The following is a 26,685-nucleotide window of genomic DNA, read 5'->3' as shown; positions in this document are numbered from 1 at the left end:
CCGGCAACGAACCTGGAAGAAGGTGACAGACGTGGCGAAGTACCTGTTCCGAAGCGCGTACACCGCTGAAGGTGTTCAGGGCCTCCTCGACGAAGGTGGCAGCGGCCGGCTCAAGGAATGTGAGCGATTGATCACCAGTCTCGGCGGCCACCTGGAGTCGTTCTACTTCGGCTTCGGCGGTGCGGACACGTACATCATCGCGGACCTGCCCGACAACGCGACGGCCGCCGCGTTCCGCCTTGCCGTCACCGCCTCTGGCGCGGTCGGCACGGAGACGGTCGTATTGCTGACATCGGACGAGATCGATCAGGCCACCCGGCAGAAGGTCGGCTACCGGGCACCCGGTGCCCGATAGGCAACTGGAGGCCGCCCGGCGGAGGACAGGGATGGATCACCTGTGCCCCCGCCGGGCGCCGGCGGTCAGGTGCTGGAGAAGTACCCCAGGCAGTCCACCACCAGATGTGTGCTGCCGCCGCCGGCGTTGTAGAAGTCCGTGACCCCGCCACCGGTCCTCGGCAGTGACAGTGCGGCGATCGTCTGGCCGGCGAACCAGTTGATGGTGGAGGCCGCGGGCGGGGTGGTGCCGCTGGCGTAGGCCACGGCGAACCCCGCGGTGGTTCCCTGGGTGACCGTGAAGTTCAGGACGAGGGTCGCGTCGTCGGCGATGACGTTGGGGCCCTGCCCGATGGACCGGACGCCGAACGCGGCGACCGGGGTGTTGTCCTGGCGGGTGTCCAGCAGCCGGGTGGCACTGACCGCGTGGTACTTGCTGCCGCTCGTGCCGGCGGTGAAGTAGCCGACCACGTCGCCGACGACGTCGGTGCTGCCGACCCCGCCCTGCATCGTGATGTCGATCTTGCCGTTGCCGGCCACGGCCACGATCGCGAGGTCGGCGAGCACGACACCGGTGGTCAGTTGCAGCCCGGAGACGGTGGGCAGGGGTGTGCCGTCGGCCCGGGTGATGAGGTGCCCGCCCGAGGTCGCGTTCGCCGAGGTGAGGTTGATCGCCACCGCGGTGATGCCGGTGGGGATGCCGTTGACGCCGCCGACCTGCAGCGCGATGGTGTTGCCTCCCGCCAGCGGAGCGGTCGGCGCCCCCAGCCCCGACCTCGTGTCGAGGATGCGGGTCGGGTGGAGCGAATGGTAGCTGCTGTTGCCCGCCTTCGCCTCGTCGGAGGTGAAGTAGCCCGACACGTCGACCACGACGTGCGCGGTCCCGCCGCTGCCGTTGAAGATGCTGATCGTGCCGTCCGGTCCGACCGGGACGATCGCGAAGTTGGCCAGCACGGCGTTCGCCTGGAAGTACACGTTCGACGTCACCGGCTGCGGCGTGTTGGACGGGTACAGCGTCAGGTAGCCGGATGCCGTCGGCGAGATCACGGTCGCGTTGACCGCCACGGCGGTGACGTCGGCGGCCGGGACGCCGTTCGCTCCGGCGATCGTCAGCCTGACCGTGCCGCTCGGCTGGATCGGCGCGGTGTTGCCGCCGTTGCCGAGACCGCTGCGGGTGTCCAGGAACCGGGTCGGAGTGATCGTCTGGTAGTAGCCGGCCGGGGTCTGCGTCTGTGCGACGCCGGTGACCACCCGGACCTCGTCGATGTCGCCGGCGAAGAACTCCGCGGCGGCGCCGGCCCGCAGCGTCCGGCCGATGTTGAACGTGCCGCCGGCGTTCCAGACCGCGGCGACGCTCGCCTCGCTCTGGAACTGCCGGTCGACGTACAGCCGGATCCGTCCGGCGTGGGCGTCGTAGACGGCCTGCAGATAGGTCCAGCTGTTGAGCAGCGGCGCCGCGAGCGAGTTCACCTGGACCACGGTCGGGGTGTCGGTGTCGGCGCCGGTGACCGCGAACGACCACCGGTTGGCGGTCTTGTCGTAGCGGACGGTGTACGCGGCGCCCCGGCTGCCCTGCTGGGAGAAGGCGGCACGGGACACGGTGGTGTCGGTGAGCCGGACCCAGCCCTCGACCGCGAACGACTGGTCCGTGCGCACCGCCGGGTCGGCCGTGGCGACGCCGGAGGTGCCGTTGAAGCAGAGGCCGGTGCTGAAGTTGTACCCGTCGCACAACGTCACGGTCGGGTCGGCGGACAGCGTCAGCGGGTGCTGGTACCTGCTGTTGTCGGTGACCTGCCGGGGCTCCGCGGTGGTGTAGTCCTCCATGTCCCAGTCGCCGGTGGTGACGGGTGCGGCGAGCGGCTTCAGGTCGAGCGCCGGGACGACCACGCGGTCCCAGACCTGGACCTCGCCGATGTCGCCGAGGAACGTGCCGGTCCGGGATCCGTTGAGCTTGCCGCGGCCGGCGAGGAGCGCCCCGGTGGCGTTCCAGTTCGTGGCGCGGGTGGACTGACCGGCCAGGATGCCGTTCACGTACAGCTTCGCGGTCTTCATGCCGGCGTCCCACGACGCCGCCAGGTGCGTCCACTGGTTGAGCACCGGCGGCGCGCCCGACGTCGTCTGCGCGACCGGCGCGTTGACCGTGTCCGAGCCGTACATGGTCAGCGTCCACCGGTTGACCGGCGCGGGGGCGTAGGTGACCGCGAACCCGCACGCGGAGGCGCCTTCCTGGCACAGGACGGTGCGGGTGGTGTCGAGGCCGCCGGTCGGCCGGACCCAGGCGGCGGCGCTGAAGCTCTTCGACGTGTCGAGCACGGCGCCGGCGGTGGCGGCGAGGTCGTCGACCCCGTCGAACCGCAGACCGCGGTCCTTGCCGGTGACGGCGTGCGTGCCCGGGACGCGGCCGTCGGTCCACGCCGGGCCGTTGGCCGCCGTCATGGCCGGGCCGCCGGCCGGCGACGTGGCCAGGCTGGTGCCGCTGCCCTCGTCCATCTTCCAGACGGCCTTCGGCGCGGCCGGGACGTCGACGAGGAACCGGTAGTCCTTCGGTGGCGACGCGTTCTGGGCGCCGTCACGGGAGCGGACCGTCAGGACGTGCTCGCCGACGTGGGTCGGGGTGACCCAGACCGTGGCCGTCCCGCCGGTGGTGACGGCGTTGACCCACGACTTCGGGCCGGCGTCGAGCTGGTACTCGTAGTCGACGACGTCGGTCTCGCCGTTGGCGCCGAAGGTGAACTGGCCGCTGCGCCCGGCCGAGCCGCGCATGGTGTCGTTGGGCGGCGACTCGAGGTACAGGCCGTCGGCCGCGGCGACGGTCGGTCTGGTGCCGGGCGGGGTGATGTCGAGCGTGAACTCGCACCACGGCGACCAGCCCGAGCTGCCGCCCAGGCCGTCGCTGACCTGCACCTGCCAGCGGGCCATCGACCCGGTGATCGCGCCGTCCTGGACCCCCACCTCGGCGAGGGTCCCGGACGGGACGCCGGTGTCGCTCTTCGGCCAGCCGGCGACGGCGGCCCAGGCGGTGCCGTTCCACTGCTGGAGCGCGAACGACGCGGACAGTTGGCCGCTCTGGTCGCCGTCGGGGTCGGAGACGCTGGCCTTGAGCCACGGCGCCGTCGACCGCACGGTTGGCCGGCCGCTGCCGGTGGCGCAGGCCTGCCCCGCGGCGGTGTAGTCGGGGTGTGTCGTCAGCGCCGACGCCTGCGGTGTGTTGGGCAGGGTGTTGTACTCGACGGACATGGCGGTGGAGGCCTGGTCGAACTTCTTCCAGCGGTTGCCGGTGCTCTCGTCGGTGCCGTCGCTGTCGCGGGCGGACAGGCCCAGGGTGTAGCTGCCGCGGCCCTGACCGAAGTTGATGACGTCGTTGACGAGGGTCTGGTTGGAGAACTCCATGTACATGTTCGGCTGCGGGTCGTTGCTGCAGCCGGCGCCGGTCGAGGGCTTGTGGGCGTTGCCGGACTTCGTCTCGACGAACAGGTTGAGGGCGGGGCCGGACCAGGTCTGTTTGCCGCTCGTGGTGAGGTCGCCGGTGCGGTACAGGCTGACGGGGGTGGCGGTGCAGGACCAGGAGTGGGTCATGGTGGTGATGAACTTGGCGCCGCGGATCTGTTTGCCGGGCAGCCAGCTGAGGTCGAACGCGAAGAACGACCGGTAGGTGCCGGACCCGTCGGTGTTGACGCCGACGCGGACGATGCCGTCGTCGCGGTTGGCGTTCGTGGAGTTGGTGTAGCCCCAGCGGGCGCGGCCGACACCGGTCCACGGGTCGATCACGACCGGGTACGTGACGCTCGGGTCGGCGAGCATCGCGGCGTCGGGGACGATGACGAGCGATCCGCCCTCGACTGTGGTCGGGAGGTCGGCCTTGCGCGCGTTGTCGGGCACGTGCCGCAGCGCCGAGTTCCGGCCCGCGGTCAGGGACCGCTGGGCACCCGGTACGCCGGCGGAGTCCCACATGAGCGCCTGCCCGGCGGAGGCGGTGACCTTCCCGGCGCTGTCGCGGGCCTCGTAGCCGCCGCCCGGCTTGTTCCGCAGCGACCAGCCGGTGCTGGTGAGACCGAACTTCAGCTTGGCGAGTGCGGGGTTCGCCGCTGCCTGGCGGGTCTTGACGATGAGGGAGTACCCGAAGCCCTCCACTGTGGACTGCACCTGCAGGTCGACATCGGGCAGCACCGACTCGTAGACCGCGGTGTCGCCCTCGATGCGGGGCGCGGGCAGCTTCGACGGCCAGGTCAGCTTGAGCGCGCCGCCGGCGCCGTTGAGGGTGACCAGGGGTTCGGTGCCGCCGGCGGAGAACCGCACGTCCGCCACCGACGCGGCGGGTGCGATCGTCGCGCCGTCACGGCGCAGGTTCAGGTCGATCTGCCGCCACGCGCCGTCCTTCTTCGTCCAGTGCGGCACCGCGTAGCTCTCCCGCACCAGCGTCCCGCGCGGCGTGGCCACGACCCGCGCGAGCTCGGACTTCGAACCCTGGACCTCGACGTCGCGGCCGCTGTCCACGGCCTGCCGGATGGCGGCGGTCTCGGCCGCCCGCTGGTTCGTGGTCGATTGTCCTGTTGGTGTAGGCGCGGGTTCCGCGCCGGCCGGCGCGCCGGCCGCGAGCGCGACCACGGTGCCGACCGCGGCGACCGTGAGCGAAGTGGTGACGGCGAATGAGCGGCTTCTGCGCACGGAACGACAGAACTTGATCACTATGAGCCCCCGCGAAAGTGAAAGTGAGCGAAACGTAGGGGCCACGCACCCGCCATGTCAATCGATGCCCGCGATGTCGGCACACCGCCGGCACCGTCCGGCGGGGTCAGTCAGGGTTCAGGTGGCTGAGAAGGGATCGCGCGGCGGCGGCGGTCTTCGACTTGCCAGTGGTCGCGAGCAGCCATTGCCGCAGGGCGGGATCGGTGACCGGCACGCCGGCGCGCAGGTGTTCGTCGCGGAGGAGCTCCACCAGGGTGTGCAGGCCGCGGCCGGTCCGATCGAGGGACGGCAACAGGGCGGTCAGCACCGCCCGGACCTGTGCGCCGTGCCCGGCCAGGGCCAGGTCACCCAACGCGTCGGCCCACCGGTGCAGCGGCACCGCGGGAGCCAGCGTCGCCATCGCGGATGCCACCGCCGCCGGGTCCATCCGGTGGGGCAGCAGCGCCGCGGCGGTGTCGACGGCGGCGGTGCGGTCGCTGAGGCCGGCGCCTCCAAGCCCGGCCGCGACGACGTACGGGCTCAGTGGCGGCAGCTCGGCGACCGTGCGGTCGAGCAGGTGCATGGCGTGGGCCGAGACGCCGCCGTCGACGGTGCCGTCGAGGGACGCGAGCTGGAACCGGAGCGCCATGGCCAGGAGCGGTTCGATGTTGCCGGGCCACATCGACGCCAGCCACGGGTGCCACGGCCCGCCGGGAAACCGGTCGAACGGTCCCGCGTAGGCGAGCGCCACGGTCGGCAGCGCCGGATCGGGGGGTTCCGGCGCGGCGGGCGGTCCGAGCGCGCCGACCCGGATGGGCCGGTAGGAGGACCATTCGGGATCGAACGACACCTGCCACGCGGGTGCCCGTCCCGCGCCGGCCGCGTCGAAGCCGGGTCCGCGGCCGATCAGCGGCGCGTCGTCGCCGCGCGGTGCGCGCGCCCGGGCCGCGGCGATCCACAGTGGACGGTCTGAGCGGCTGAGCGGCTCCGGTGGCGTGCCGCCGAGGGCGTACCGGAGGGCGGTGCCGGCGGCGCCGGGCACCGCGGCCGCCGCGTCGCGGACCGCCGCGGACGCGCCGGCCGGGTCGGGCCCGAGCCGCAGGAGCGCGGCGACCAGGTCGAGCGGATCCGGCGCGGCACCAATGGAGGGCGGGCCGGCGGTGGCGCCCATGGAGAGCGGATCCGCAGTGACGCCGGTGGTGAGCCGCTGGACGAGCACGTCCGGCGCGATCCAGCCGCCGGCGTGGGTCGGCTCCGCGCACGGGGCGAACCGGCGCCCGGCGCGCAAGGCCGACTCCACGGCGGCCACCCGCCCGGCGAGCAGCTGCACCTGCGGCGGTAGCGACGGCAGCTTGCGTACCGGCTTCGCGTGGGCGGCGGCGAGGACCAGTCCGGCGACGACGTCCAGGAGCAGGTCCCACTCGTACGCGGGGCCGTCGCGCAGCAGGCGGGCCGCCCGGCGGGCCAGGCCGGCGTACTCGCCGGGGTCCGGGCCGAGCCGGGCGGCCGCGCAGAGGGCGCGTTCGAGCAGCTCGGCGTCGGTCGGGTCGGCCAGCAGGATGGCGAACGCCTCGGCCAGCTCCGCCGGGTCCGTGATCGGCGCCACCGCCTCCAGTGCCGGCGCGGCGACCTCGGGCGAGGCGACCGGTGCCGTGGCCGTGGGTGGCGCGTCCGCGCCGAGCCAGCCACGGACCTCGGCCGCGACCGCGGGCGCCAGCGCCGGCAACGCGGACAGGACCGGCCCTGGCTCACCACGCAGCCGCAACTGCTGGACGGCGGCCGCCTGGACGTCGGGGTGCGGATGGCCGAGCGCGGCGACGATGACGGACGACTGCCCGTCGCCGGCCCGCGCCGCGAGGGCGAGTGCTTTCGTCGCGGTGGATTTCGCGGGCACGAGGACCGCGGCGCCGAGCCCGTCGGCGAGCGTGACGCCGTCGTGGTCGAGCCGGCCCGCCTTCTGCACGGCGGTGAGGGCGTCGACGGCGAGCGCGGCGGTCGGCCCGACGGAGCTGCGCAGCAGCGTCACGTAGCCGGCCTGGCGGGCGGCGAGTTCCTCGACGGACGGCGCCAGCGCGGCATGCAGGCGCGAGTACCAGCCGGCGCGGTACTGCGGGAACCCGAGCCCGAGCGCGGCGACGGTCGCGTCCAGCACCCGCGCGCGGTCGATGGTGGCGTCCGACAGCAGGTCGAGGACCGTGTCGTGCCACGTCTGCACGGACCGGCCACCGTACTTGTCGACGTTGGCCAGGCTCACCTGCCGGTTGCCCTCGATCTCGAAGATCCGCCAGAAGGCCCGGGCCAGCAGATCCGGGTCGGCCCGCAGCCGATCCGCCCGGCGCGCGCCGGCGCTGTACCGCCCACCGAAGTGGCCGACCATCGCCAGCACGTAGTCGTCGTCGGCGTCCAGCGTGATGAGGCCGTCGCGTTCCGCCGCGCGGATGACGTGGAAGTCCGGGCCGAAGTCCGCGGTCGCCATCGTGCGCATCGCGTGCCGGGCGAGCGCGTGCACGAACCGGCCGCCCCGCGCGCGGGCGATCCGCATCTGCTGGTCGTCCCGGGGCCAGTACAACCCGTCGGCGGGTGCCGCGGCCATGAGGATCAGCTCCAGCCGCCGTCCCTCCTCGGGCGTGTACCGATCCTCGCGCCCGTCGATCGCGTCCCGCCACGCGTACCGCTCCCAGGCGCGCTGCACCGGCCGGTGCAGCGCCGCCCGCTCGTCCGCGGTGAACGCACACACCCGGTCGAGCAGGACCCCGTCGTCGAGCGTCAGGAGTTCGGTCAGCGTCGCCACAGCACGCAGGGTAGCCGCCCCGTCGTGACGATCGCGTCCGGTGGCCAGCCGGGAGAACGTCCTTCCAATACCTCATCGCCCTCGGCCTTGTCAGGTCCGGAAGCGGCCTGTGACGGGAAACCGACTCGCCGTATCTGGCGCTGCCGCACATCCGTCCTTCGACCGCTGATTGCCCATCGGAGGAGGAGCGCAATGCATCCGTCCCTGCCCGACTACCAGAAGCTGTTCGGAGATCTGGACTTCCGCGGCAGCGATGCGTCGCGGTCCGTGTACTCGCCGGCCGCGTACCTCGCCGACCTGCTGCAGCTCCTCACCGGCAGCGACCTGCCAGGGCGGCGGCCGGACCTGCGCGACGTGCGGCTCGACGGCGCGAACAGCTACACCGAGGTGCCGTACCTCGACATCGTCAACGGGATCCTCGCCGACGAGCTCGACCCCGACGGCGGCGCCCACGACGCGCTCGCCGGGCTGCGCCACCCGTTCGGGCTGCCGTTCTCGCTGCGGCACGAGCGGCTGCGGCGGCTCCTGCACCACCTCGGCACCACCCCGCTGGAGCTGTACCGCCGGTTCGCGGTGGACGAGCAGCCCGACGTCGTCGTCCGCGAGTACCTGGGACTCAACCAGGACGAGGCCGACCTGTACTCCACCGTGCTGGACGACGCCGCGCTGCGGGAATGCTACGGGCTGCGCGACGGCGAGACGTTCACCGACCTGGCCGCCGTCGACCGGTTCCGCCAGGCCGTCGGCCTGACCCACGAGGAGCTCCTCGCCCTGCTGCACGGCGACCTCGCCGAGGCGGAACGCGGGGCGGCCAACCGGTGCTTCATCCACCATGACGACGAGGTCGTCACCCTCGACACCGACGAGCGCCGGCTGGTCCGCGCCGGCAGCAAGCCCATCCCCGTCGCCTGGTTCGAGCGCGTCAACCGGTTCGTCCGGCTGGCCCGGCGCGCCGGCCTGCGGTTCCAGGACCTCGACCTGGTGCTGCGGTCCTGCTGCGGCAACGTCCTCGACGCGACCGCGCTGCGCCGCATCGCCGCCCTGCGCTTCCTGCAGCAGGGCTACGACCTGCCGCTGGACGTCGTCGTCGCGCTCGTCGCGCCGGTGAACGCGCTCGGCGTCGGTGACGGCGACACCCCGCTGGACCTGTTCAACCGCGTCTTCAACGTGCCGTTCGTCGCCACCGAACGCACCGTGCTGCGCGGCGCCGCGCACCTGCCCGCCGCCTACGCGGGCCTGCCGGAGCTCGCCGCCCCGCACGACCTGCTGGAGAAGAAGCCGACGTACCGGCAGCGGACCGGGGTCGCCGACGCCGACGTGCAGACGATCGTCACCCGCTACCGGGACCGGTCGGCCGACGGTGTGTCCGGCCCGCTGGACCGAGGCCGTGCCGGCGTCGGCGCGCTGACCCTGCTGTACCGGGTCGGGCAGCTGACCGCCGCGCTGGACGTGACCGCCGAGGAGCTGTTCGACATCCTGGACGCGCTGCAGAGCGACCCGTCGCTGCGCCGCCACCCCGCCTTCCCGGTCCTGCTGAGCCCCGCCGAGCCCGTTTCCGCCGACGTGTACGACATCCTGGCCGGCACGGACGTCGAGGCCGGGCTGTGGCTGCTGCAGACCCTGCTCGGCGTGGTGCGCTGGACGCAGGCGACCGGCCTGGACAGCCGCGGGCTGCTCGAGGTCCTCGGCGTCGGCCCCGAGCGGCGTGGCCCGGCCGCCGACGAGGAGCGCGCCGCCCTGCTCGACGCCCTGCGCGCGCAGTTCGAGACCGTCCAGCTCACCCCGGACGCGTTCCGCTCGGCCCGCTTCGGGCCGCGCGCGGCACAGGTGATCCACGATGTCGTGGCCGGAGCCGAGGACGTCGGCTCGCCGGTGCTGCGCCTCACGCCGGGCGTCCGGGACGCCGCCTACGCCGCCGTCACCGACCTCGGCCGGGTGACCGCCGACGACTTCCGCGGCATCGGCCTCGACGAACGGTTCGCCACGAAGATCCACACGAACCTGGTCCTGCGCGGGTACCTCGACCCGTCCGGCACCCTCGACGCCGCCACGCTCCCCGAGACACCGGAGGAGCTGTGGCTCACCGGGGAATTCGGCGCGTACCGCGACGCGATCGCCGCCGACCTCGCCGCGGCGGTGGACCGCGCCGGCGAGGACGAACCCGCCGCGTTCTACCCGTCCGACCTCGCCAGGTACTCGGAGCTGACCGCCGCCGAGCAGGCGGAGCTGTACGACAACCTGGTCTTCAACGGGCGGATCGACGCTGAGGGCCGGATCCTGGCGTCCGACGACGACGCCGTGGACCCGGTGGACGCCGACCTCGCCGACCTGGTCTGGCCCGTGTACGAGCGGCTCCTCGAGGTCGCCGACCGGTTCCCGGGCGCCTGGATCACCCTCGACCCGGCGGTGTTCGCCGACGTGCCGCTGAACGACCAGCAGCGGGCCGCGCTCCTGGAGAGCCTGCGGTTCAACGGCTACCTCGACGACGAGGGCGCCTACACCGACCCGGTCGCCGCGCTCGGCCTGACCCTGCCCGAGCTCACCCTGGACGTGGCGTTCCACCCGTACCGGCGGCAGATCCTCGACGCGATCCAGGGCCAGCTGACGGCCGCGCTGACGGCGATGAACACCCTGATCCCCGACGACTTCCGCGACCTCGGCGACGACGCCGCGGCGCAGCGCGTCGCGGGCGTGCTCGACGCCGGGCTGCTCGTCGACGGACGGATCCCGGACGACGCCGTGCCCGGCCTGACCGACCCGGCGGCCGTGCTCACCCTCGCCGGGTTCACCGAGGCGGAGAACCTGCTCGTGCTGCAGCGCCTCGTCGAGGCCATCCGCGACGCGGCGCCGTTCCGGGTGGACGTCGCCGCCGTCGACGCGCTCGGCTTCACCGCCCAGGAACGCGACGACCTGCTGCGGGTGCTCGTGGAGGCGGGCGACCTCACGCCCGGGCTGACCGTGCCCGCCGACCGGCTGAACTGGTTCGGGCACGTCCACCACGCGCTGGACTTCGCGCTGCCGGGCCTCACCGACTACAGCCGCGACGTGTTCTTCCTCCTGCACGCCGTGGCCGTGGCCGTCGACGCCGCCACCGACGAGGTCGTCGCGGTGCTCACCGCCCGCGAGGCGGCCCAGCGCGCGGCGGTGTTCGCGACCCTGCAGGACGCGCTCGGCGTCCCCGCCGCGACCGCCGAGGCGATCTGCGCCGCGGTCGTCGGAGGCGCCGCCGAGACCCTCGACCTGCTCGTCGCGCCCGCCCTGGGCGACCCGTTCGCCGCCGCGGCGGACCCGGACGTGCGCCGCGCGGTGCGCCGCATCCGCGGCTTCGCCGCGCTCGCCGCGCGGCTCGGGCTCGGCGCCGACGAGGTCGCCGTCGCCTTCCAGGACCAGGACCTGACCGGCAAGTTCGCCGAACCGCTGACCCTGCCGCCCGGCGTCGACCGCATCGACGCGCTGCTGGAGAGCCCCGACGGCGACGTGTACCTGTTCCGCGGGCGCGGCTTCTGGCGGTACGAGCCGGGGGCGGACACCCCGGCCGACCCGCGGCCGCGGGCGCTGACCGAGCTGTCGGACCGCTTCGGCGGGCTCGCCTCCGTCGACGCGGCGTTCACCGACGCCGACGGCACCGCGTGGATCGTCGGCCGCGACGACGCCGGCACCTCCCGCACGTTCGTCCGCCCGCTGGAGCACACCCGGTGGACGCCGCGGACGCAGGCGTGGGGCACGGTCCGCAACGCGTTCAGCGACGGCACCCGCATCGACGCGGCGTTCGTCGACGAGGAGGGCCGCACGTACCTGTTCCGCGGCGACCAGTACGTGCGCTACTCCGGCCCCGGCTACGCCGCCGTGGACGAGGGCTACCCGCGCCGGCTCGGCGAGTGGTGGGAGGGCGAGCAGCGCCGGCCCGGCGACGCGCCGCTGCCGCCGAGGTTCCGTTCGGCGCTGGACGCGGCGTTCCTCGGCCACGACGGCGTCACGTACCTGTTCTCCGGCGACCAGTTCGTCGCGTTGGGCGGCCCGGCCGACCGGTCCGCCGCGGAGCGGCCGATCGCCGGCGCGTGGGGGACCGTCGTCAACAACCTCGCGACCGCGGACCGGGTCGACGCCGCGTACGTCGACGGCTCTGCGCTGTACGTGTTCTCCGGCGACCAGGTCGTGCGGCACAGCGACAGCGTCGAGAACGACGGCCTGCGCGCCGACGACGGCTACCCGCGCCGGATCGCCGCCCACTTCGACAACGCCGTCCCGGCGGTGTTCGAGCCCGGCGTCGATGCCGCGCTCGCCGAGCCGGGCGGCGGCGTCGTCCACCTCTTCCGCAACGGCAAGACGGCCGCGGTCGGCGCACCCGACCCGAGCGTCGTGCCGACCGCGCAGCGCTGGGGCGTGCTCGGCCCGGTCCTGCCCAGCGGCACCGTCGACGCCGCCCTCCTCGGCCTCGACGGCCGGACCTACCTGTTCAGCGGCGGCCAGTACCTGCGGTACACCGGCGCCGACTACACCACGGTCGACCCCGGGCACCCCCGCGCGATCCCCGACGACTGGGGCGGCCTGTGCCGGGTCGACGCCGCGTTCGTCATGGACGGCGCCACGTACGTCTTCGGCACCGGCGGGAAACTGTTCGACCTGCCGCTGGACGAGGGCCCGCGGACCGCGTGGTCCCGGGACCGGCTCGCCCCCGTGCACCGCGCCGACCTGGACGAGGGCCGGCCGCCGGGCGCGCTGCGTGACCGGCTCGCCGAGCACGGCATCCCCGTCGCCTCCGACGCCGCTGTCACCGCCGCAGTTTCTACCGCCGGGACCGCCGCCGGCGCGCAGTGGCGGCTGACCGCCACCGACGGGCTGAGCCTCACCCTGCGCAAGGCCGGGCGGCGCCTGCAGGTGCACGTCACGCCCGACAGCGAGGACCCGTCGCGCCCGTACTGGGAGGAGGTCCGCCCGCGGACGTTCTTCGTGAAGTACTCGACCCGCGACTACACCACCCCCGACGCCGGCTACCCACGGCCGATGACCGAGAACTGGTGGAACCTGCCCGACGACCTGATCGGCGGCGATGCGGAGGCCCCGTTCGCCCGCGTCGACGCGGTCTTCACCGCCGCCGACGGGCGCATCCACCTCTTCGCCGGCGGCCAGTTCGTGGTCTTCGACGCCAAGCGCCGCTGGTGGTCGGCGCCGAGGCCGATCGCCGACGGCTGGGACAGCCTGCCGTTCGGGCACGTCGACGCCGCGTTCGTCGGCGCCGACGGGCGCACGTACGTGTTCAGCGGCCCGCAGTACGTGCGCTACACCGACACGTACACCCGCGTCGACGACCGGTTCCCGGCGCGGATCACGTCGATGTGGGGGACCGTCGCCAACACGATCGCCCGGACCGGGCGGGTCGACGCGGCGCTCGTCGTGCAGCGCCCCGCCACCGGCGGCACCGCCACAGATCCCGGCACTGAGGCGCCGCTCACCGACGGCTCCCTCGACACCCCGGACCTGCCTGTGGACGGGCGCATGGTGCGGCGCACGTACCTGTTCTCCGGCGGCCAGTACGTCCGCTACACCGACACCGCCGGCGGCACCCGGCCGGCGACCGTCGACCTCGGATACCCGCGGCAACTCGCCGCGCTGCGCGAGGAGCCCGGCTTCGAGCACCTCGCCGCCGACCTCACGCGGGTCGACGCCGCCTTCGCCGACCGCGGCAACGTCTACCTGTACAGCGGCCGCGACTGCCACGTCGTCTCCCTCGACGTCCACCGCCGCCTCACCGACGTCGCCCGCGCGGACGTCGCCTGCGCGCTCGTCGAGGACGGCACGGTCTACCTGGAGCACCCGGAGGGCTGGCACCGCTACAGCTCCCTGGAGGGCACCACCGTCGCGTCGGAGCCGGCGTTGCCGCGCGGGCTGCGGACCGTGCCCGCCGAGTACCGGACCGGGCTCGACGCGGTCCTCGCCGGCACCGACGGCACCACCTACCTGTTCAAGGGCGCGACCTGCTACAACACCACCCTCGACCGGGCCTACCCGCTGGCCGAGGAGTGGGGCCGGCCGAGGAACACGATCTACCACGACAACGCCGTCGACGCGGCGTTCGTCGCCGCCAACGGCAAGACCTACGTGTTCAGCGGCGACCAGTTCGTCGTGTACGACGGCCCCGACTATCTGGAGGCGGAGGTCACGGCCGGCCCGCTGCCGATCACGGAGCACTTCGCCGGGCTGCGGCGGGTCGCCCTCGCCTACGTCCGCGACGGCGTCACCCACCTGTTCGAGCCGCCGGACAGCACCGGCCTGATGCGCCTGGTCACGTACTCCGGCAAGGAGTACGACCAGCCCGACGACGCCGAACCCCGCTTCGTCGACGCCGAGTTCTGGGGTGTACCGCAGGCGTACCGGCTGGCCGGGTTCACCGTACCGGACGCGGTCCTGTTCACCGGCGACGCCACGCTGCTCCTGACCGGCGGCACCGTCGTGCAGTACGACGAGGTCGACCGCGTCTGGTCCGCGCCGCGGCCGCTGGACCGCATCTGGCGCTGCATCGGCGACGTCGAGGAGCTCACGACCGCGTTCACCGGCCGCGACGGCGCGACGTACTTCTTCTTCGCCCACGAGTTCGCCCGCTACCAGGGCCGCGCGTTTACCCCGCGGCAGCCGATCCAGGACCGCTGGGGCCGCACCCGCAACACGTTCCTGAACGGCAGCGGCGTCGACGCCGCCTTCGTCCACCAGAGTGCCGTGAGTGGCGCCGTGACGTACCTGTTCGCCGGCGAGCAGTACGTGCGCTACTCCACCTCCGACTACCGCTGGGTCGACCCGGGCTACCCGAGGCCGATCGCCGGCAACCTGGGCACCGAGGAGCCGTTCGCGGGCCTGCCGGTGGCCGTCGAGGACGAGCTGGTCGCACGGGCCGGCACCGGCGGCAGTGCCGTGCTCGACGCGGTCGTGGCCGGCGGCCGCAACACCTACCTGTTCGCCGGCCGGACCTGCCATGTCGTCTCCGCCGCGCCCGCCGCCGTCTATGACATCGGCGGGGACATCAGCGGGCTCGGGCAGGTGCGCAACACGATCGCCGACCGGCGGCGGGTCGACGCGGCGCTCGTCACCGCCGGCTACACGTACCTGTTCTCCGGCGACCAGTACGTGCGCTACACCGGCGCCGACTACACCCGCGTCGACGACGGCTACCCGCGCACCATCGCCGGGTCGCTCGCAGAGGAGCTGGACGTCGAGCGGCTGCCGGAGGAGTTCCACGCCGGCATCGACGCGGCGATGCGCGCCCCCGACGGCTGGACCTACCTGTTCGCGGGCGGCGGGCAGAGCCTGCGGTTCCGGGACGGCACCGCCGAGGTGACCCCGATCGCCGGCGCGTGGGGCGCGGTCCGCAACGACCTCACCTCCGCCGGCGGCCCGCGCGCCGCGTTCGTCGCGCCGGGCGGCGAGCTGTACGCGTTCGCCGGCGGCCAGTACGTGCGCTACGCGCTGCCGCCGGTGCCCGCCGAAGGGGAGCCGGTGCCCGCCGCCACCGCGTACGCCACCGTGGACGACGGCTACCCGCGGCTGGTCCACGACGCGTGGGGCGCGCTGCCCACGGACTTCGAGGCGGCCATCGACGGCGCGTTCACGCTGCGCGGGCACACCTACCTGTGCAGCGGCGGGCGGTACGTGCGCTACGCCGGCGGCCGGTACGACCCCGACGGGCAGGCTTCCCCGCAGGCGTTCGCGGACCGTTGGGCCGACGTCGCCGACTACCGGCTCGGCGACCTGCGGACCGTGACCCGCTTCGCCGCGCTGGTCCGCACCCACCGCGCCGGCGGCGTCGACCTCGCCGCCGCGCTCGCCCCGGAGGCCCGTCCGAGCACCGACCTCTACCGTTCTGTCGCCGACCTGTTCGGCTGGGACGTCGACGAGCTGCGCTGGTGCCGGCGCAACAGCCGGTTCCTCACCGACGGCGCGGACGACGAGGACCGGTTCGAGCTCGAGTTCCTCCTGGAGCTGGTGGAGCTGTTCGGGTTCGTCGGGCCGCTCGGCGCCGGGCCGTCGAAGCTGCGCGCCGACGTGTGGACGAAGCTGCACCCGGCCGCGGGCCGGCCCGCCGACGCCGCGCTCGACGCCGCGGCCGCGGCCCTGACCCTGCTCCTGGCCCGCAAGATGGGCGCCGACCGGTGGCCGGTGCTGGCCCGCACGCTGCACGACGAGCTGAACCTGGCGCTGCGCGACGCGCTCGTCGGCGCCGTCCTCGCCCGCGACCCAGGCCCCGCCGCGCACCCGCGGACCGCCCGCGACCTGTTCGAGCGCTACCTCATCGACGTCGAGATGGGGGAGAAGGGCATGACGTCGCGGGTGCGGGAGGCGATCGCCGCCGTGCAGCTGTACGTGCACCGCTACCTGCTGAACCTGGAGCCCGCCGATGGCGGGGAGGAGCAGCGGCTGCGGGTCAAGCAGTGGTGGACGTGGATGCGCAACTACCGGGTGTGGGAGGCCAACCGCAAGGTCTTCCTGTACCCGGAGAACTACCTGCGCCCCGAGCTGCGCGACACGAAGACCCCCGCGTTCGAGGCCCTGGAACGGGACCTGCTGCAGGGCGAGATCACCGCGCAGGGCGTCGAGCGGGCGTACAAGCGCTACCTCGACGAGTACACCGAGGTGTCCCGGCTCACGATCGCCGGCGGCTACGTCTACACCAAGGACCAGCTGCCGGACGGGCCGCGCCGGCTGGTGCTGTTCGGCCGGACGAAGACCGACCCGCGCCGCTACTACTTCCGGCGGGCCGAGTTCGGCAGCCGGGAGAAGCTGTCCGCGACGTGGGAGCCGTGGCAGCCGGTCGGCGTGCGCATCGACGCCGACCTGGTGCACCCCGTCCACGCGTTCGGCCGCGTCTTCGTCTTCTGGACCGTCGTCGAGCCCGTCGCCGCCGACGACCCGGCCAGCGGCACCGTCGTCGCCCGCAGCGACGGCGCGGAGCAGCACGTGACGGCGTCGGCGAAGTCGACCCGGGTCCGGATCGCCTACTCGTTCCAGAACCTCAACGGGGAGTGGGTGCCGGCCCAGGAGCTCGGCACCGGTCCCGCGGAGGCCGGGACGATCGGCGACGTGCAGCTGCTGGTGCTGCCGCGGATCAAGCCCGACACGGGCCGGATGTCTGTCGTCGTGTCGTGCACGTACACGACCACCCCGCCGACCCCCGCGGGTGCGGAGACGCCGCCGGAGCCGAAGCCGGCCGCGGTGCTGTACGAGCTCAACCCCGAGCTGTACGCGGAGCGGATCCCGGTGCCGCCCAAGGCGGTCGCCGGCACCGGCACGACCCCGGCCGAGGTCGCGGCGTCGATCATCGCGTCCATCATGGCCGCCGCTGCCGCCGCCGCGGGCCTCCCGCTGCCGGCGGGGCCCGCCGCGGCCGACGCCGACACCGACGCGGCTCTCGCTGAGCTCGCCACCGCGGTGGCCGCCGCCGCGGCCGCCAAGGCCGCCACCGCCGACCGGGTCGCGCAGATCTTCCTCGACCAGGTCCAGCCGGCCGACGTGGTGCGCTTCGACGCGCCGACCGGCGCCGAGTCGTGGCCGTGGTTCAGCGTCGACCACAAGGGCGGCAGCTTCCTGTGCCGGCCGGTGACGATCGAGCAGGTCACCGTGGCCCCGGTGAAGCTGAGCACCACCGGGGTGCGCTTCCCGAGCTGGAGCGCGGTCGACGCCGCCGTCGAACTGCCCGACGGCACGGCCACCACCCCCGGCACGCAGCTGTTCTTCTCCACCGCCCGCAACCGGTCCGTGGTCGTCCCGCCGGCCGGGCGGATCCCGGGGGCGGTGCCGATCGGTGAGCAGTGGGGGCTGCCCCGCACCGTGCTGCCCGCCGCGAACAGTGCCGTCGACGCGGTCCTCGTCCGCGGCGAGCACACGTTCGTGTTCTCCGGCAGCCAGTACGTGCGGTTCACCGGCACCCTGTTCGGCAAGATCGACAAGGGGTACCCGCGGGCGATCCTCGGCAACACCGAGACGCTGCCGCAGTGGGACCGGGTCGACGTCGCGTTCACCCTGCCCGGAAACGTCGAGGTGTTCCTGAACCAGGCGCTGGAGCAGGTCGTCACCGTCACCGACGGAAAGCTCGGCACGCCCGCGACGTGGAAGGACCACTGGGTCCGCAAGCACCTCAACGGCCTGGACGCCGTCATGGTCACCGACACCTACGTGTTCCTGTTCGCCGGCGACCGGTACGCGCGCCTGGACCACACCAAGAAGCCGAACAAGGGCAACTGGTTCGACGCGCCGGACAAGGACTACCCGCGCCCGATCGCCGGCAACCCCGACAGGATCCCCACCGACGTCCGCGTCGACGCGGCGGTGTGGCGCAACGGCACCGCGTACTACTTCGACAACACCGACCACCGCTACGCCGAGGTGCCGGCCGCCGGCGCGCGCACGTACCGCGCGACCTACGCCGCGCCCAGCGCGATCGCCACGTCCCAGATCGTCGACGCGGCGTGGGTCGGCGGCGGCAAGCTGTACCTCACCCGCGCCGGCGAGTACGTGCGGTACACGCTGAACGCCGACAACACCGTCCCGGAGTGCATCGACGACGGCTACCCGAAGCCGCTGGCGGTGCCCGTCGACACCGTCCTGCGGCGCGGCGCCGACCTGTACGTGTTCAGCGGCCCGCTGTACACGAAGATGCCGGCCACGCAGGAGCCGTCGAAGATGCCGGGCTTCCGGCCGGTCGCCGGCGCGTGGGGCGAGCTGCCGGCGTTCGACTCGGCGCTGACCTCATCGACCGGGCTGTACCTGTTCGTCGGCGACACGTACCTGCTGCACGACCAGACCCTCGAACCGCCGCGCCCGTACGAACGCACGGCGCTGCCGTTCGAGATCGTCCGGCTGACCACCGGCACCGCCTCGGACCTGAACCGCAAGCTGCTGTCCGGCGGGATGCCGGCGCTGCTGGACCTGAGCACGCAGGAGACGGACGAGGTCGCCTTCAGCACCGACCCGCTCGACGTCAAGGCGATCCGGGTCAAGGCGGAGCTGGTCGACCCCGACCGGCTGCCGTCCGGCTCGCACCTGGACTTCCGCAGCGCCAACGGCCTCTACTACTGGGAGATCTTCTTCCACGCGCCGCTGCTCATCGCGAACGCCCTCAACGGCGCGCAGCGCTTCGAGGACGCGCGCCGCTGGTACGAGTACATCTTCGACCCCACACACCCGACGTCCTACTGGCGGTTCCTGCCGTTCCTGACCATCGACCCGGCGGCGCTCGCCGACAGCCTGACCGCCGAGTTCGCCGCGACCGGCAGCACCGGCCTGGACGTCGGGACCCTCGCACCGTCGCCGACGTCGACGAAGCTCGGGCCCGCGCTCGCACCGGTCGTGACCGCGCTGCGGACCCTGGCGCCGGCGGTTGCCGAGCACCGGGACCCGCGGACCGCGCAGGAGCTCGCCGCGCTCGGCACCGTCAAGGCGGCCGCGACGCACAAGCGGATCGCCGGCGCGCTGGCGGCGCTGCTCGCCGGCACGCCGACGGCCGCGCAGCGCGCAGCGGTCGCGGCGCTGGAGGAGCGGACCCTCATCGCCGCCGACCTCGGCGCCCTGTTCGAGGCCAACGGCGACGAGGAGGACCTGCTCAAGGCCTACCGGGAGGACCCGTTCGACCCGCACGCGATCGCCGCGTTGCGCCCGGTCGCCTACCGCCGCGCCGTCGTCATGGGCTACGTCGACAACCTGCTCGACTGGGCGGACATGCTGTTCCGGCAGTACACCCCGGAGAGCGTCGACGAGGCGCGGATGCTGTACGTGCTCGCCTACGACCTGCTCGGCGAGCGCCCCGAACGGCTCGGCGTCCGGCTCCTGCCGCAGGGCAAGAGCCTGGCCGAGCTCGGCACCGCGGACCTGACCGGCTACTTCAGCCGTGGCGGCGTGATGCTCGACGGCCCCGGCGAGGTGCACGCGGGCGTCGGCGACGCGTACTTCTCCATCCCCGAGAACAGCGTCTTCCTCGACTACTGGACCCGGGTCGAGGACCGGCTGCACAAGATCCGGCAGTCGCTGGACATCCTCGGCATCAGCCGGCCGCTGCCGCTGTTCGCGCCGCCGATCGACCCGATGGCGCTGGTGCAGGCCGTCGCGTCCGGGGCGGGCCTGGACCAGGTGACCGCGGCCGCCGCCGCCCAGCCGCCGCACTACCGGTTCGCCGCCGTCTACCGGCGCGCCCAGGAGGTCGTCGACAAGCTCGGCCAGCTCGGCTCGGAGCTGCTCAGCGTCCTGGAACGCGGCAGCGCGGAGGAGCTGAGCCTGCTGCAGAACCGGCAGGAGCACACCATCCTCACCATGTCCCTCGCGGTGAAGGAGGCGCAGGTCCGCATCGCCGAGGAGGGCGTCGCGGAGCTCGCCGCCGGCCGGGTCGGCGCGCAGGAACGGGCCGCACACTACGACGCGCTCATCGCCACGGGCATGACCGCGCTGGAACGGGCGCAGATCGCGACGATGTCCCTCGGCGCGACGATGCACATGTCCTCCAGCGTCCTGCAGATCGCCTCCGCCATCAGCCACGCGCTGCCGCAGATCAAGATGGGTCCGTTCATCATGGGCGCGGAGGCCGGCGGCGACCAGGCCGGCAGTTCGCTGGACAGCACGGCGCAGATCCTGCAGTCGCTCGGCGAGGGCTTCCAGGTGATCGGCGAGGTCCTCGGGGTGTCCGCGCAGTACGAGCGGATGTCGCAGGACTGGACGCTGCAGCTGGCCACCGCCCGCAACGATCTGGAGCAGCTGGAGCACCGCATCGCCGCGGCCGACCAGCAGCTCAGCATCGCCCGGCGGGAGGCGGACATCCAGGCGCGGCAGCTGGAGCACTCCGACGCCGTCGCGACGTTCCTGCAGGACCGCTTCACCAACGCCGAGCTCTACGGCTGGATGGCCGCGCGGCTGTCCGGCATGTACTTCCAGGCGTACAGCCTCGCCTACGACCTCGCGAAGGCGGCGGAGCGGGCCTACCAGTTCGAGCAGGGCGTGACCGACGAGTTCATCCGGGCGACGTACTGGGAGAGCCGGCGCAACGGCCTGCTCGCCGGGCAGAGCCTCGCGCTGGACCTGCAACGGCTCGGCAAGGCGCAGCTCGACGGCGACGCGCGCCCCCTGGAGATCACCCGCCAGGTGTCGCTGCTGGACACCGACCCGGTCGCGCTGCTGCGGCTGCGCACGGCCGGCAGCGCCGACTTCGCGCTGAGCGAGGCGCTCTTCGACCGGGACTTCCCGGGCCACTTCCGCCGGCAGATCCGCACGGTGACGGTGACCTTCCTGGACGCCGAGGGCCAGCCGGTCGGTGTCAACGCGACGCTGACCCAGCTGAGCAACAAGACCGTGCTGGCGCCGGACCCGGCCGCCGTCAAGCACCTGCTCGACCCGAAGGGCAGCCCGCCGGACGCGATCCGCGCCGACTGGCGGGCCAGCCAGCGCATCGCGCTGTCCCAGGTGGACTACGGCAAGGAGAACAACGGCCTGTTCGAGCTGCGCTACGACGACGAGCGCTACCTGCCGTTCGAGGGCACCGGAGCGGTGTCGACGTGGCGGCTGGAGCGCTCCGCCCACCGCGCCCCCGACGTGTACGACGTGCTGGTCACCGTGAAGTACACGGCCGAGTACGGCGGCGACCCGTTCGCCGCGGCGGTCAAGGGGATGCTCAAGCCCTTCACCGCCGCCCGGTTCTTCGACGTGGCGCGGGAGTTCCCCGAGCAGTGGGAGGACTTCATCGGCAACGGCGCGTCCCGGCTCGTGCTGCCCTTCTCCACCACCATGTTCCCCGACATGGCCGGCCGCCGGATCACCGGCGTCGTGCCCGCGTACGAGCTGACCAACGGCACCCCCGCCCGCCTGGTCATCAACGGCGATCCGAAGCTCACGCTCACCGAGGTGACGCTCCTGCCGACGCCCGGTCTCACCGTCCGCGACGACGGGCCGGGGTGGGCGTTCGCGCTCGACGGCGACAAGGCCGACCTCGGCAACGTCGGGCTCGTCCTGACCTACCAGGCCCGCGTCCAGTAAGGAGACTGCGATGACCAACCCATACCGTTCGAGCTCGTCCGGGTACAACCCGAGCCGGCGGCAGCAGCCGGTGCCCCGGTACACCCCCCGGACCACGTCCAGCATGAGCACGACCACCCGGATCGGGTCCAGCTACGGCTACAGCGGCTGGTACAGCCCGCCCATCACGGCCTCCTCCTCGTCCTCTTCGTCTTCGCGGTCGGCGTACGGGTACCGCCCGCGCCCGGCGGCCTCGTCCTCGACCTCGGTGTCCCGGTCGACGCCCGTGCGGTCGACCCCTGTGCGGTCGACGCCCGTGCAGTCGGCGTCGTCGCGGTCCACTCCGTCGCGCTCGACCTCGTCGCGGGCAACCCCGTCGCGGGCGACCGAGGTGTGGCGGCCGGTGGCGCGGACGACGACCGGGCGGTCCACCGCCTACACGCCGCCGCGGTCCACGCGGCTGCCGGACCGGTACCCGACGATCCGCGAGGCCGAGGCGTCGCGCTCGGCCCGTCCGACGAGCTCGACGCGCAACCCGGTCACGGTGTGGCGGCCGGTCGGCAGCACCACGAAGCCCTCGACGGTGCGTGACACGCCGGCGGACGCGGGCCCGCCGGTGGCCGCGCCGCAGCAGCCCTCGCCGGCGGCCCCGCCGCCGCCCGGCCCGCCGCCGCCGAAGTCGACGGTGAAGACGGGGTTCTTGTCGCGGGTCAAGGCCACGGGCGAGCCCGGCAAGACCAAGCACGGCGAGCTGCCGGTCAGCGACCCGCGCGAGGTCATGCGGGAGCAGACCGAGGTGATCAGGGACTTCCTGACATGGCACGAGGGCCTGCGCACCCCGGTCGCCGACGACATGGAGCTCGCCGCGCTGAAGAAGATCGGCGACGAGGCGGAGGCGCTGCTCGACAACAAGGGCCAGGCGCCCGACGAGGACCTGGTGGGCCGGGTCGCCCAGGCGTTCGCGACCACGATGGCGCTGAACGTCCGCCCGCTGCCGGAGAACGACGAGCTCGACCTCGAGGAGGAGTTGAAGCGCGTCGCGGAGGCAGGGTGGGCAGGGCGTCCGCGTCGTGGCAGGCCATGGCCGGCTCGAGGTTCGCGGGCATGAGCGCCGCGACACCGAGCCCGGCCCGGAGCGCGGCGAGCACACCGATCAGGCTGTTGCTCTCGAACGCCACCCGCCAGCGCCGACCGGTGCGGTGCAGCGTCTCCACCACCGACGTGCGCCACGCGCACGTGTTCGAGAACAGCACCACCGGCAGCGGATCGGCGGCGACGTCCACCCCGTGGCCGACCGCCCAGACCAGCGGGCGGCGCACCGTCCAGCGGGGCGGCCCGGGAAGGTCCGGCACCTCGTCGAGCACGAGGTGGACGCGGCCCGCGTCGTACGCCTCCCGCATCGCGGCCGTGGAGACGCTGAGCACCTCCAGGGTCGCGCCGGGGTGCAGCCGGGCGAGGTCGGCGAGGGCCTGCGGCAGCTGGGAGGCCGCGAGGTCCTCGAGCAGCCCGACGCCGCAGTGGCCGGTGAGCGCGCGCGAGGTCTCGGTGAGTGCCTGCGCGGAGAGCGAGAGGATGCGCTCGGCGTACGGCAGCAGCTCCTCGCCCGCCCGGGTCGGCGAGACGCCGGACGGTGACCGGTGCAGCAGCGGGCGGCCGACCACGCTCTCCAGCTTGCGCAGCTGCTGGCTGAGCGCGGGCTGGGTGTGCCCGAGCGCCGTGGCGGCGCGGCTGATGCTGCCCGCCCGCACGGCGGTGACGAACGACCGCAGCAAGACGATTTCGAGATCCCTTGCCATAAGCGTTCATTATGCCTGCCCCAACTGAATGAGGCGTTCCTATGGCGTACCGGATGACCTAGCGTCAGGTGAGTGACCGGATACCGGCAGGTGCTCGCCGTGCCAGGGATGGCCTCGTTGCTCGGCATCTCGCTGCTCGCCCGGACCGCGATCACCGCCGACGTGATGGCGCTGACGCTGTACGTCGTGCTGGGCCTGGACCTGAGCTACGCGGCGGCGGGTGGGGTCGCGGCGGCGCTGACCGCCGGGCTGGCGCTCGGCGGGCCGCTGCTCGGCCGCATGATCGACCGGCGGGGCACGCGGGTCGTGCTGCTGGCCACCGCCGCCGTGCAGGTCGTGTTCTGGATGAGCGTGCCGGTCCTGCCGTACGGCGTCCTGCTGGGCGCCGCCTTCGTGGCGGGTCTGCTGATGGTGCCGGCCCAGTCGGTGACCCGGCAGGCGATCGCCGCGATGACGACGGCGGGGCAGCGCAGGGCCGCGTTCGCGCTGGAGTCGGTGCAGGGCGAGCTGTCGTACATCGTGGGCCCGTCGGTCGTGATCCTCTGCGCGGCGCAGACGTCCCCCGACGTGGTGGCGTGGGGCGTCGGCGCCGCGATCGCGGCCGGCGGCGCCGGGATCGCCGTGCTCGATCCACCGGTGCGGGCCGAGGGCGAGGCGGATGCCGCCGCGGCCGGACGGCCCCCGCGCCGGCAATGGCTGGGCGCCGCCATGATCGCCGTGCTGATCATGGCGGTCGGCACCACGACCCTGCTCAGCGGCGTCGATCTCGCCATCGTCGCCACGCTCACGGAGGCGGGCCAGGTGTCCTGGGCCGCCGGCGTCGTCGCCGTGTTCGGCGTGGCGTCCGTCGCCGGCGGGCTGATCTACGGCGCGCTGCCCCGCCCGCTGCCCACGTGGCTGCTGCTCGGCCTGCTCGGGCTCGTGACGATTCCCGCCGGGCTCGCCTCCGGCTGGCCCTCGCTGTGCGTGGCCGTCGTCGGCGCCGGGCTGCTCACCGCGCCGACCCTGTCCACGGTCGCCGACACGGTGAGCCGGCTGGCACCGGCCGGCGCGCGGGGCGAGGCGACCGGTCTGCAGTCCTCGGCGCAGAGCGCGGGCTTCGCGCTCGGCTCCCCGGTGGTCGGCGTGGCCGTCGACCTCTCCACTCCGGCAGGCGGCTTCGCGGCGGCGGGGCTGGCCGGCGTCGCCGCCGCCCTGACCGGATGGCTGCTGTCCCGCCGCCCGCCGTCTCCGTCCAGCGACCCCGCCCGCGCCGAGGCACCGGACCTCGAACCGCAGGGACAGGGCCCCTGCTGACCTGCTCACCGGATGCCTCCGGCGTGCAGGACGCCGCCGGTCCAGGCGGGGAAGCCGGCCGCGAGCACCGAGGCGACGTCGGCGGCGGCCGGGTCGATCTGCAGGCCGTTGTCGAGGGCGTGGCGGGCGGCGGCGGCCATGGCGGCGGGGTCGGGGCCGGCGTCCAGGAGGGTCTGCACGAAGGAGACGTGACCGCGGCGGATCAGCACGGGGATGCCGCCCTTCGCGCGGATCTCGGGGACGAGGTCAGCGTCGGTGGTCTCGACGATCGGGGCGTCAGGCGCGAAGAACACCGCTGCCAGGGGGTTGGCGACGATCTGCGGGAACTCCCGAATGGCGGCCTGCGAGCCGGCCGGGGGACGCTCGGCGGGTGCCGTGGCGACCGCGCGCATCGCGAAGAAGAGATGCGCCAGGTCCGGGATCTCGGGCGCGCTCAGCAACGCCCGGCAGGCCGCCGTCTCGAGCTCGAACGCCTCATCCAGCGGCGCCGCCGCGCTCCGCGCCGCCACCTCCAGAACCGCGGCGAGCGCGCGTACCGGCGAGCCCGCCGATCGGCGTCCCACCTCGTCGGCAAGGCCCGGCGGCTCCGCGGTCCCTCCGGGAACCTCGTAGCCGGGCCGCTCCCACCGCTGCACGAAGTGCCCGGCCGGCTGCGCCAGCACCCAGGCCCGCGCCGCGGCGACCACGTCGTCGGCCAACTCGTCCACCAGGCCGGCGGCCAGCGCCTGCGCCGGGTGATACGCCGTGCCCGGCCCGACGATGTCCAGCACCGTCGCGGCGATCCCGAACATCCGCGTGGCCCGGACCGTCCCGCCACCGCCGGGAATGATGCCCATGCCGGTCTCGGCGAGTGCCCACACGACCGACGGGTCGTTCGGGCCGACCCGGTAGTGGCAGGCCAGCGCGAGTTCGAAGCCGCCGCCGAGGGCCGAGCCGTTGAGCGCGGCGGCGACCGGCCGCCCCAGGGTCTCCAGCCGGCGCGCCTGGTCGCGCAGCGGCGTCAGCAGGTTGTAGGTGCCGGCCGCCTCGTCCGGGGTGATCTCGCCGGGGACGAAGTCGGGGCCGGCGATGAACGAGCGCTTCGCCGAGGTGAGGATCACGCCGCGCAGCCGGCCGAGCTGCGAGGTGAGGTCGTCGAGGCAGGCGCCGAGCCCGTCGTGGTGGCGCTGGTTGAGCATGTTCGTGGTCCGGCCGGGGTCGTCGAGGGTCACGGTGACGACGCCGTCGGCGTCCCAGGACCAGCGCGCCGAACCAGATTGTTGGACATCCGTCATACCGTCAACATAGGCGATGGTATGACGGATATCCAACTGTAGGGTGGGGCTATGGCGCGGGAGGACGACGCGATGCCGGACATCGCCGACGTGACGATGGTCGACGTGCTGCGGGCGGTCGCCGACCCGATCCGCCTGCGCATCGTGCAGACGCTCGCCGACGGCCTGCCGCACGGCAAGTGCGGCACGCACTGGGACTTCGGCGTGCACAAGTCGACCATGACGCACCACTTCCGCACGCTGCGGGACGCTGGCCTGACCCGCACCGTCGTGGCCGGCCGCACGCACACCGTCGAGCTACGCCGCGACGAGCTCGACGCCCGCTTCCCCGGTCTGATCGACGCCCTCACCGCGACCATCTGGGCTCCGGCGCGATCGTCCGTCGGACCCGGCGGCTCTCCGGCCGACCAGCCGGGCCGCTGATCGAGCCCCCGGCCCGGCCGTGATGACAGTCCTCGGCCGGGCGCTCCGACGTATCGGGTAGCTGCCCTGATCGCGCGCAACCGGTCCGCAACGCCGGGCGAACCGTGGTGCGCCTCGCCTGTCCGAC

The 26,685-nt window shown here is 73.6% G+C and carries 10 protein-coding genes and 1 pseudogene; 5 read left to right on the top strand and 6 right to left on the bottom strand.

Features of this window, described 5'->3' with window-relative positions:
• The first annotated feature begins 31 nt into the window (after positions 1-31).
• Complete coding sequence (locus ACQEVZ_RS01245; RefSeq protein ID WP_354902802.1) at positions 32-355, top strand: GYD domain-containing protein; 324 nt, start codon at positions 32-34, stop codon at positions 353-355.
• A gap of 65 nt (positions 356-420) precedes the next feature.
• On the opposite strand, the gene ACQEVZ_RS01240 is transcribed toward ACQEVZ_RS01245, so the two are convergent.
• Together ACQEVZ_RS01240 and ACQEVZ_RS01235 are read right to left on the bottom strand one after the other, a co-directional pair.
• The gene (locus ACQEVZ_RS01240; RefSeq protein WP_433360052.1) at positions 421-4,998 is read right to left on the bottom strand and encodes a LamG domain-containing protein; all 4,578 of its coding nucleotides are present in this window, start codon (positions 4,996-4,998) and stop codon (positions 421-423) included.
• A gap of 127 nt (positions 4,999-5,125) precedes the next feature.
• Complete coding sequence (locus tag ACQEVZ_RS01235; RefSeq protein WP_433360049.1) at positions 5,126-7,789, bottom strand: DUF6493 family protein; 2,664 nt, start codon at positions 7,787-7,789, stop codon at positions 5,126-5,128.
• Positions 7,790-7,981: 192 nt separating this feature from the next.
• Between ACQEVZ_RS01235 and ACQEVZ_RS01230 the strand changes: the two genes are divergently transcribed.
• Positions 7,982-21,790: a hemopexin repeat-containing protein gene (locus ACQEVZ_RS01230; protein ID WP_433360046.1), complete on the top strand. Its 13,809-nt coding sequence runs from the start codon at positions 7,982-7,984 to the stop codon at positions 21,788-21,790.
• A 138-nt stretch (positions 21,791-21,928) separates the two neighbouring features.
• On the opposite strand, the gene ACQEVZ_RS01225 is transcribed toward ACQEVZ_RS01230, so the two are convergent.
• Positions 21,929-22,201 carry a hypothetical protein gene (locus tag ACQEVZ_RS01225; protein ID WP_433360043.1) on the bottom strand — a complete coding sequence of 91 codons (273 nt, stop codon included), beginning with the start codon at positions 22,199-22,201 and terminating at the stop codon, positions 21,929-21,931.
• Positions 22,202-22,204: 3 nt separating this feature from the next.
• Entirely contained in the window at positions 22,205-22,489 is a 285-nt protein-coding gene (locus tag ACQEVZ_RS01220; protein ID WP_433360040.1) for a hypothetical protein, read from the bottom strand.
• Here ACQEVZ_RS01220 and ACQEVZ_RS01215 point away from each other — a divergent pair.
• Entirely contained in the window at positions 22,470-22,877 is a 408-nt protein-coding gene (locus tag ACQEVZ_RS01215) for a hypothetical protein (RefSeq protein WP_433377277.1), read from the top strand. The genes ACQEVZ_RS01220 and ACQEVZ_RS01215 overlap by 20 nt on opposite strands.
• 28 nt (positions 22,878-22,905) lie before the next feature.
• Here ACQEVZ_RS01215 and ACQEVZ_RS01210 read toward each other — a convergent pair.
• Positions 22,906-23,565: pseudogene (locus tag ACQEVZ_RS01210) on the bottom strand (LysR family transcriptional regulator); the annotation flags it as partial.
• A gap of 72 nt (positions 23,566-23,637) precedes the next feature.
• Between ACQEVZ_RS01210 and ACQEVZ_RS01205 the strand changes: the two are divergent.
• Positions 23,638-24,861 (top strand): MFS transporter, encoded by a 1,224-nt coding sequence (locus tag ACQEVZ_RS01205; protein WP_433360037.1) that lies wholly within the window; start codon positions 23,638-23,640, stop codon positions 24,859-24,861.
• A 5-nt stretch (positions 24,862-24,866) separates the two neighbouring features.
• Here the strand turns inward: ACQEVZ_RS01205 and ACQEVZ_RS01200 are convergent, their stop codons facing one another.
• Positions 24,867-26,135 carry an enoyl-CoA hydratase/isomerase family protein gene (locus ACQEVZ_RS01200; RefSeq protein WP_433360034.1) on the bottom strand — a complete coding sequence of 423 codons (1,269 nt, stop codon included), beginning with the start codon at positions 26,133-26,135 and terminating at the stop codon, positions 24,867-24,869.
• 51 nt (positions 26,136-26,186) lie between these two features.
• On the opposite strand from ACQEVZ_RS01200, the gene ACQEVZ_RS01195 reads away from it, so the two are divergent.
• Entirely contained in the window at positions 26,187-26,558 is a 372-nt protein-coding gene (locus ACQEVZ_RS01195) for an ArsR/SmtB family transcription factor (RefSeq protein WP_433360031.1), read from the top strand.
• Positions 26,559-26,685: the final 127 nt, after the last annotated feature.

It is taken from the genome of Dactylosporangium sp. CA-152071 (assembly GCF_050936335.1).
GTDB classification, from domain to species: domain Bacteria; phylum Actinomycetota; class Actinomycetes; order Mycobacteriales; family Micromonosporaceae; genus Dactylosporangium; species Dactylosporangium maewongense.
This window is presented reverse-complemented; position numbering and strand designations above follow the sequence as displayed.

Excerpts from the sequence above, each read along its gene's own strand:
- ACQEVZ_RS01230 (WP_433360046.1), top strand. The coding sequence starts at position 7,982 with ATGCATCCGTCCCTGCCCGACTACCAGAAGCTGTTCGGAGATCTGGAC.
- ACQEVZ_RS01200 (WP_433360034.1), bottom strand. The coding sequence starts at position 26,135 with ATGACGGATGTCCAACAATCTGGTTCGGCGCGCTGGTCCTGGGACGCC.
- ACQEVZ_RS01195 (WP_433360031.1), top strand. The coding sequence starts at position 26,187 with ATGGCGCGGGAGGACGACGCGATGCCGGACATCGCCGACGTGACGATG.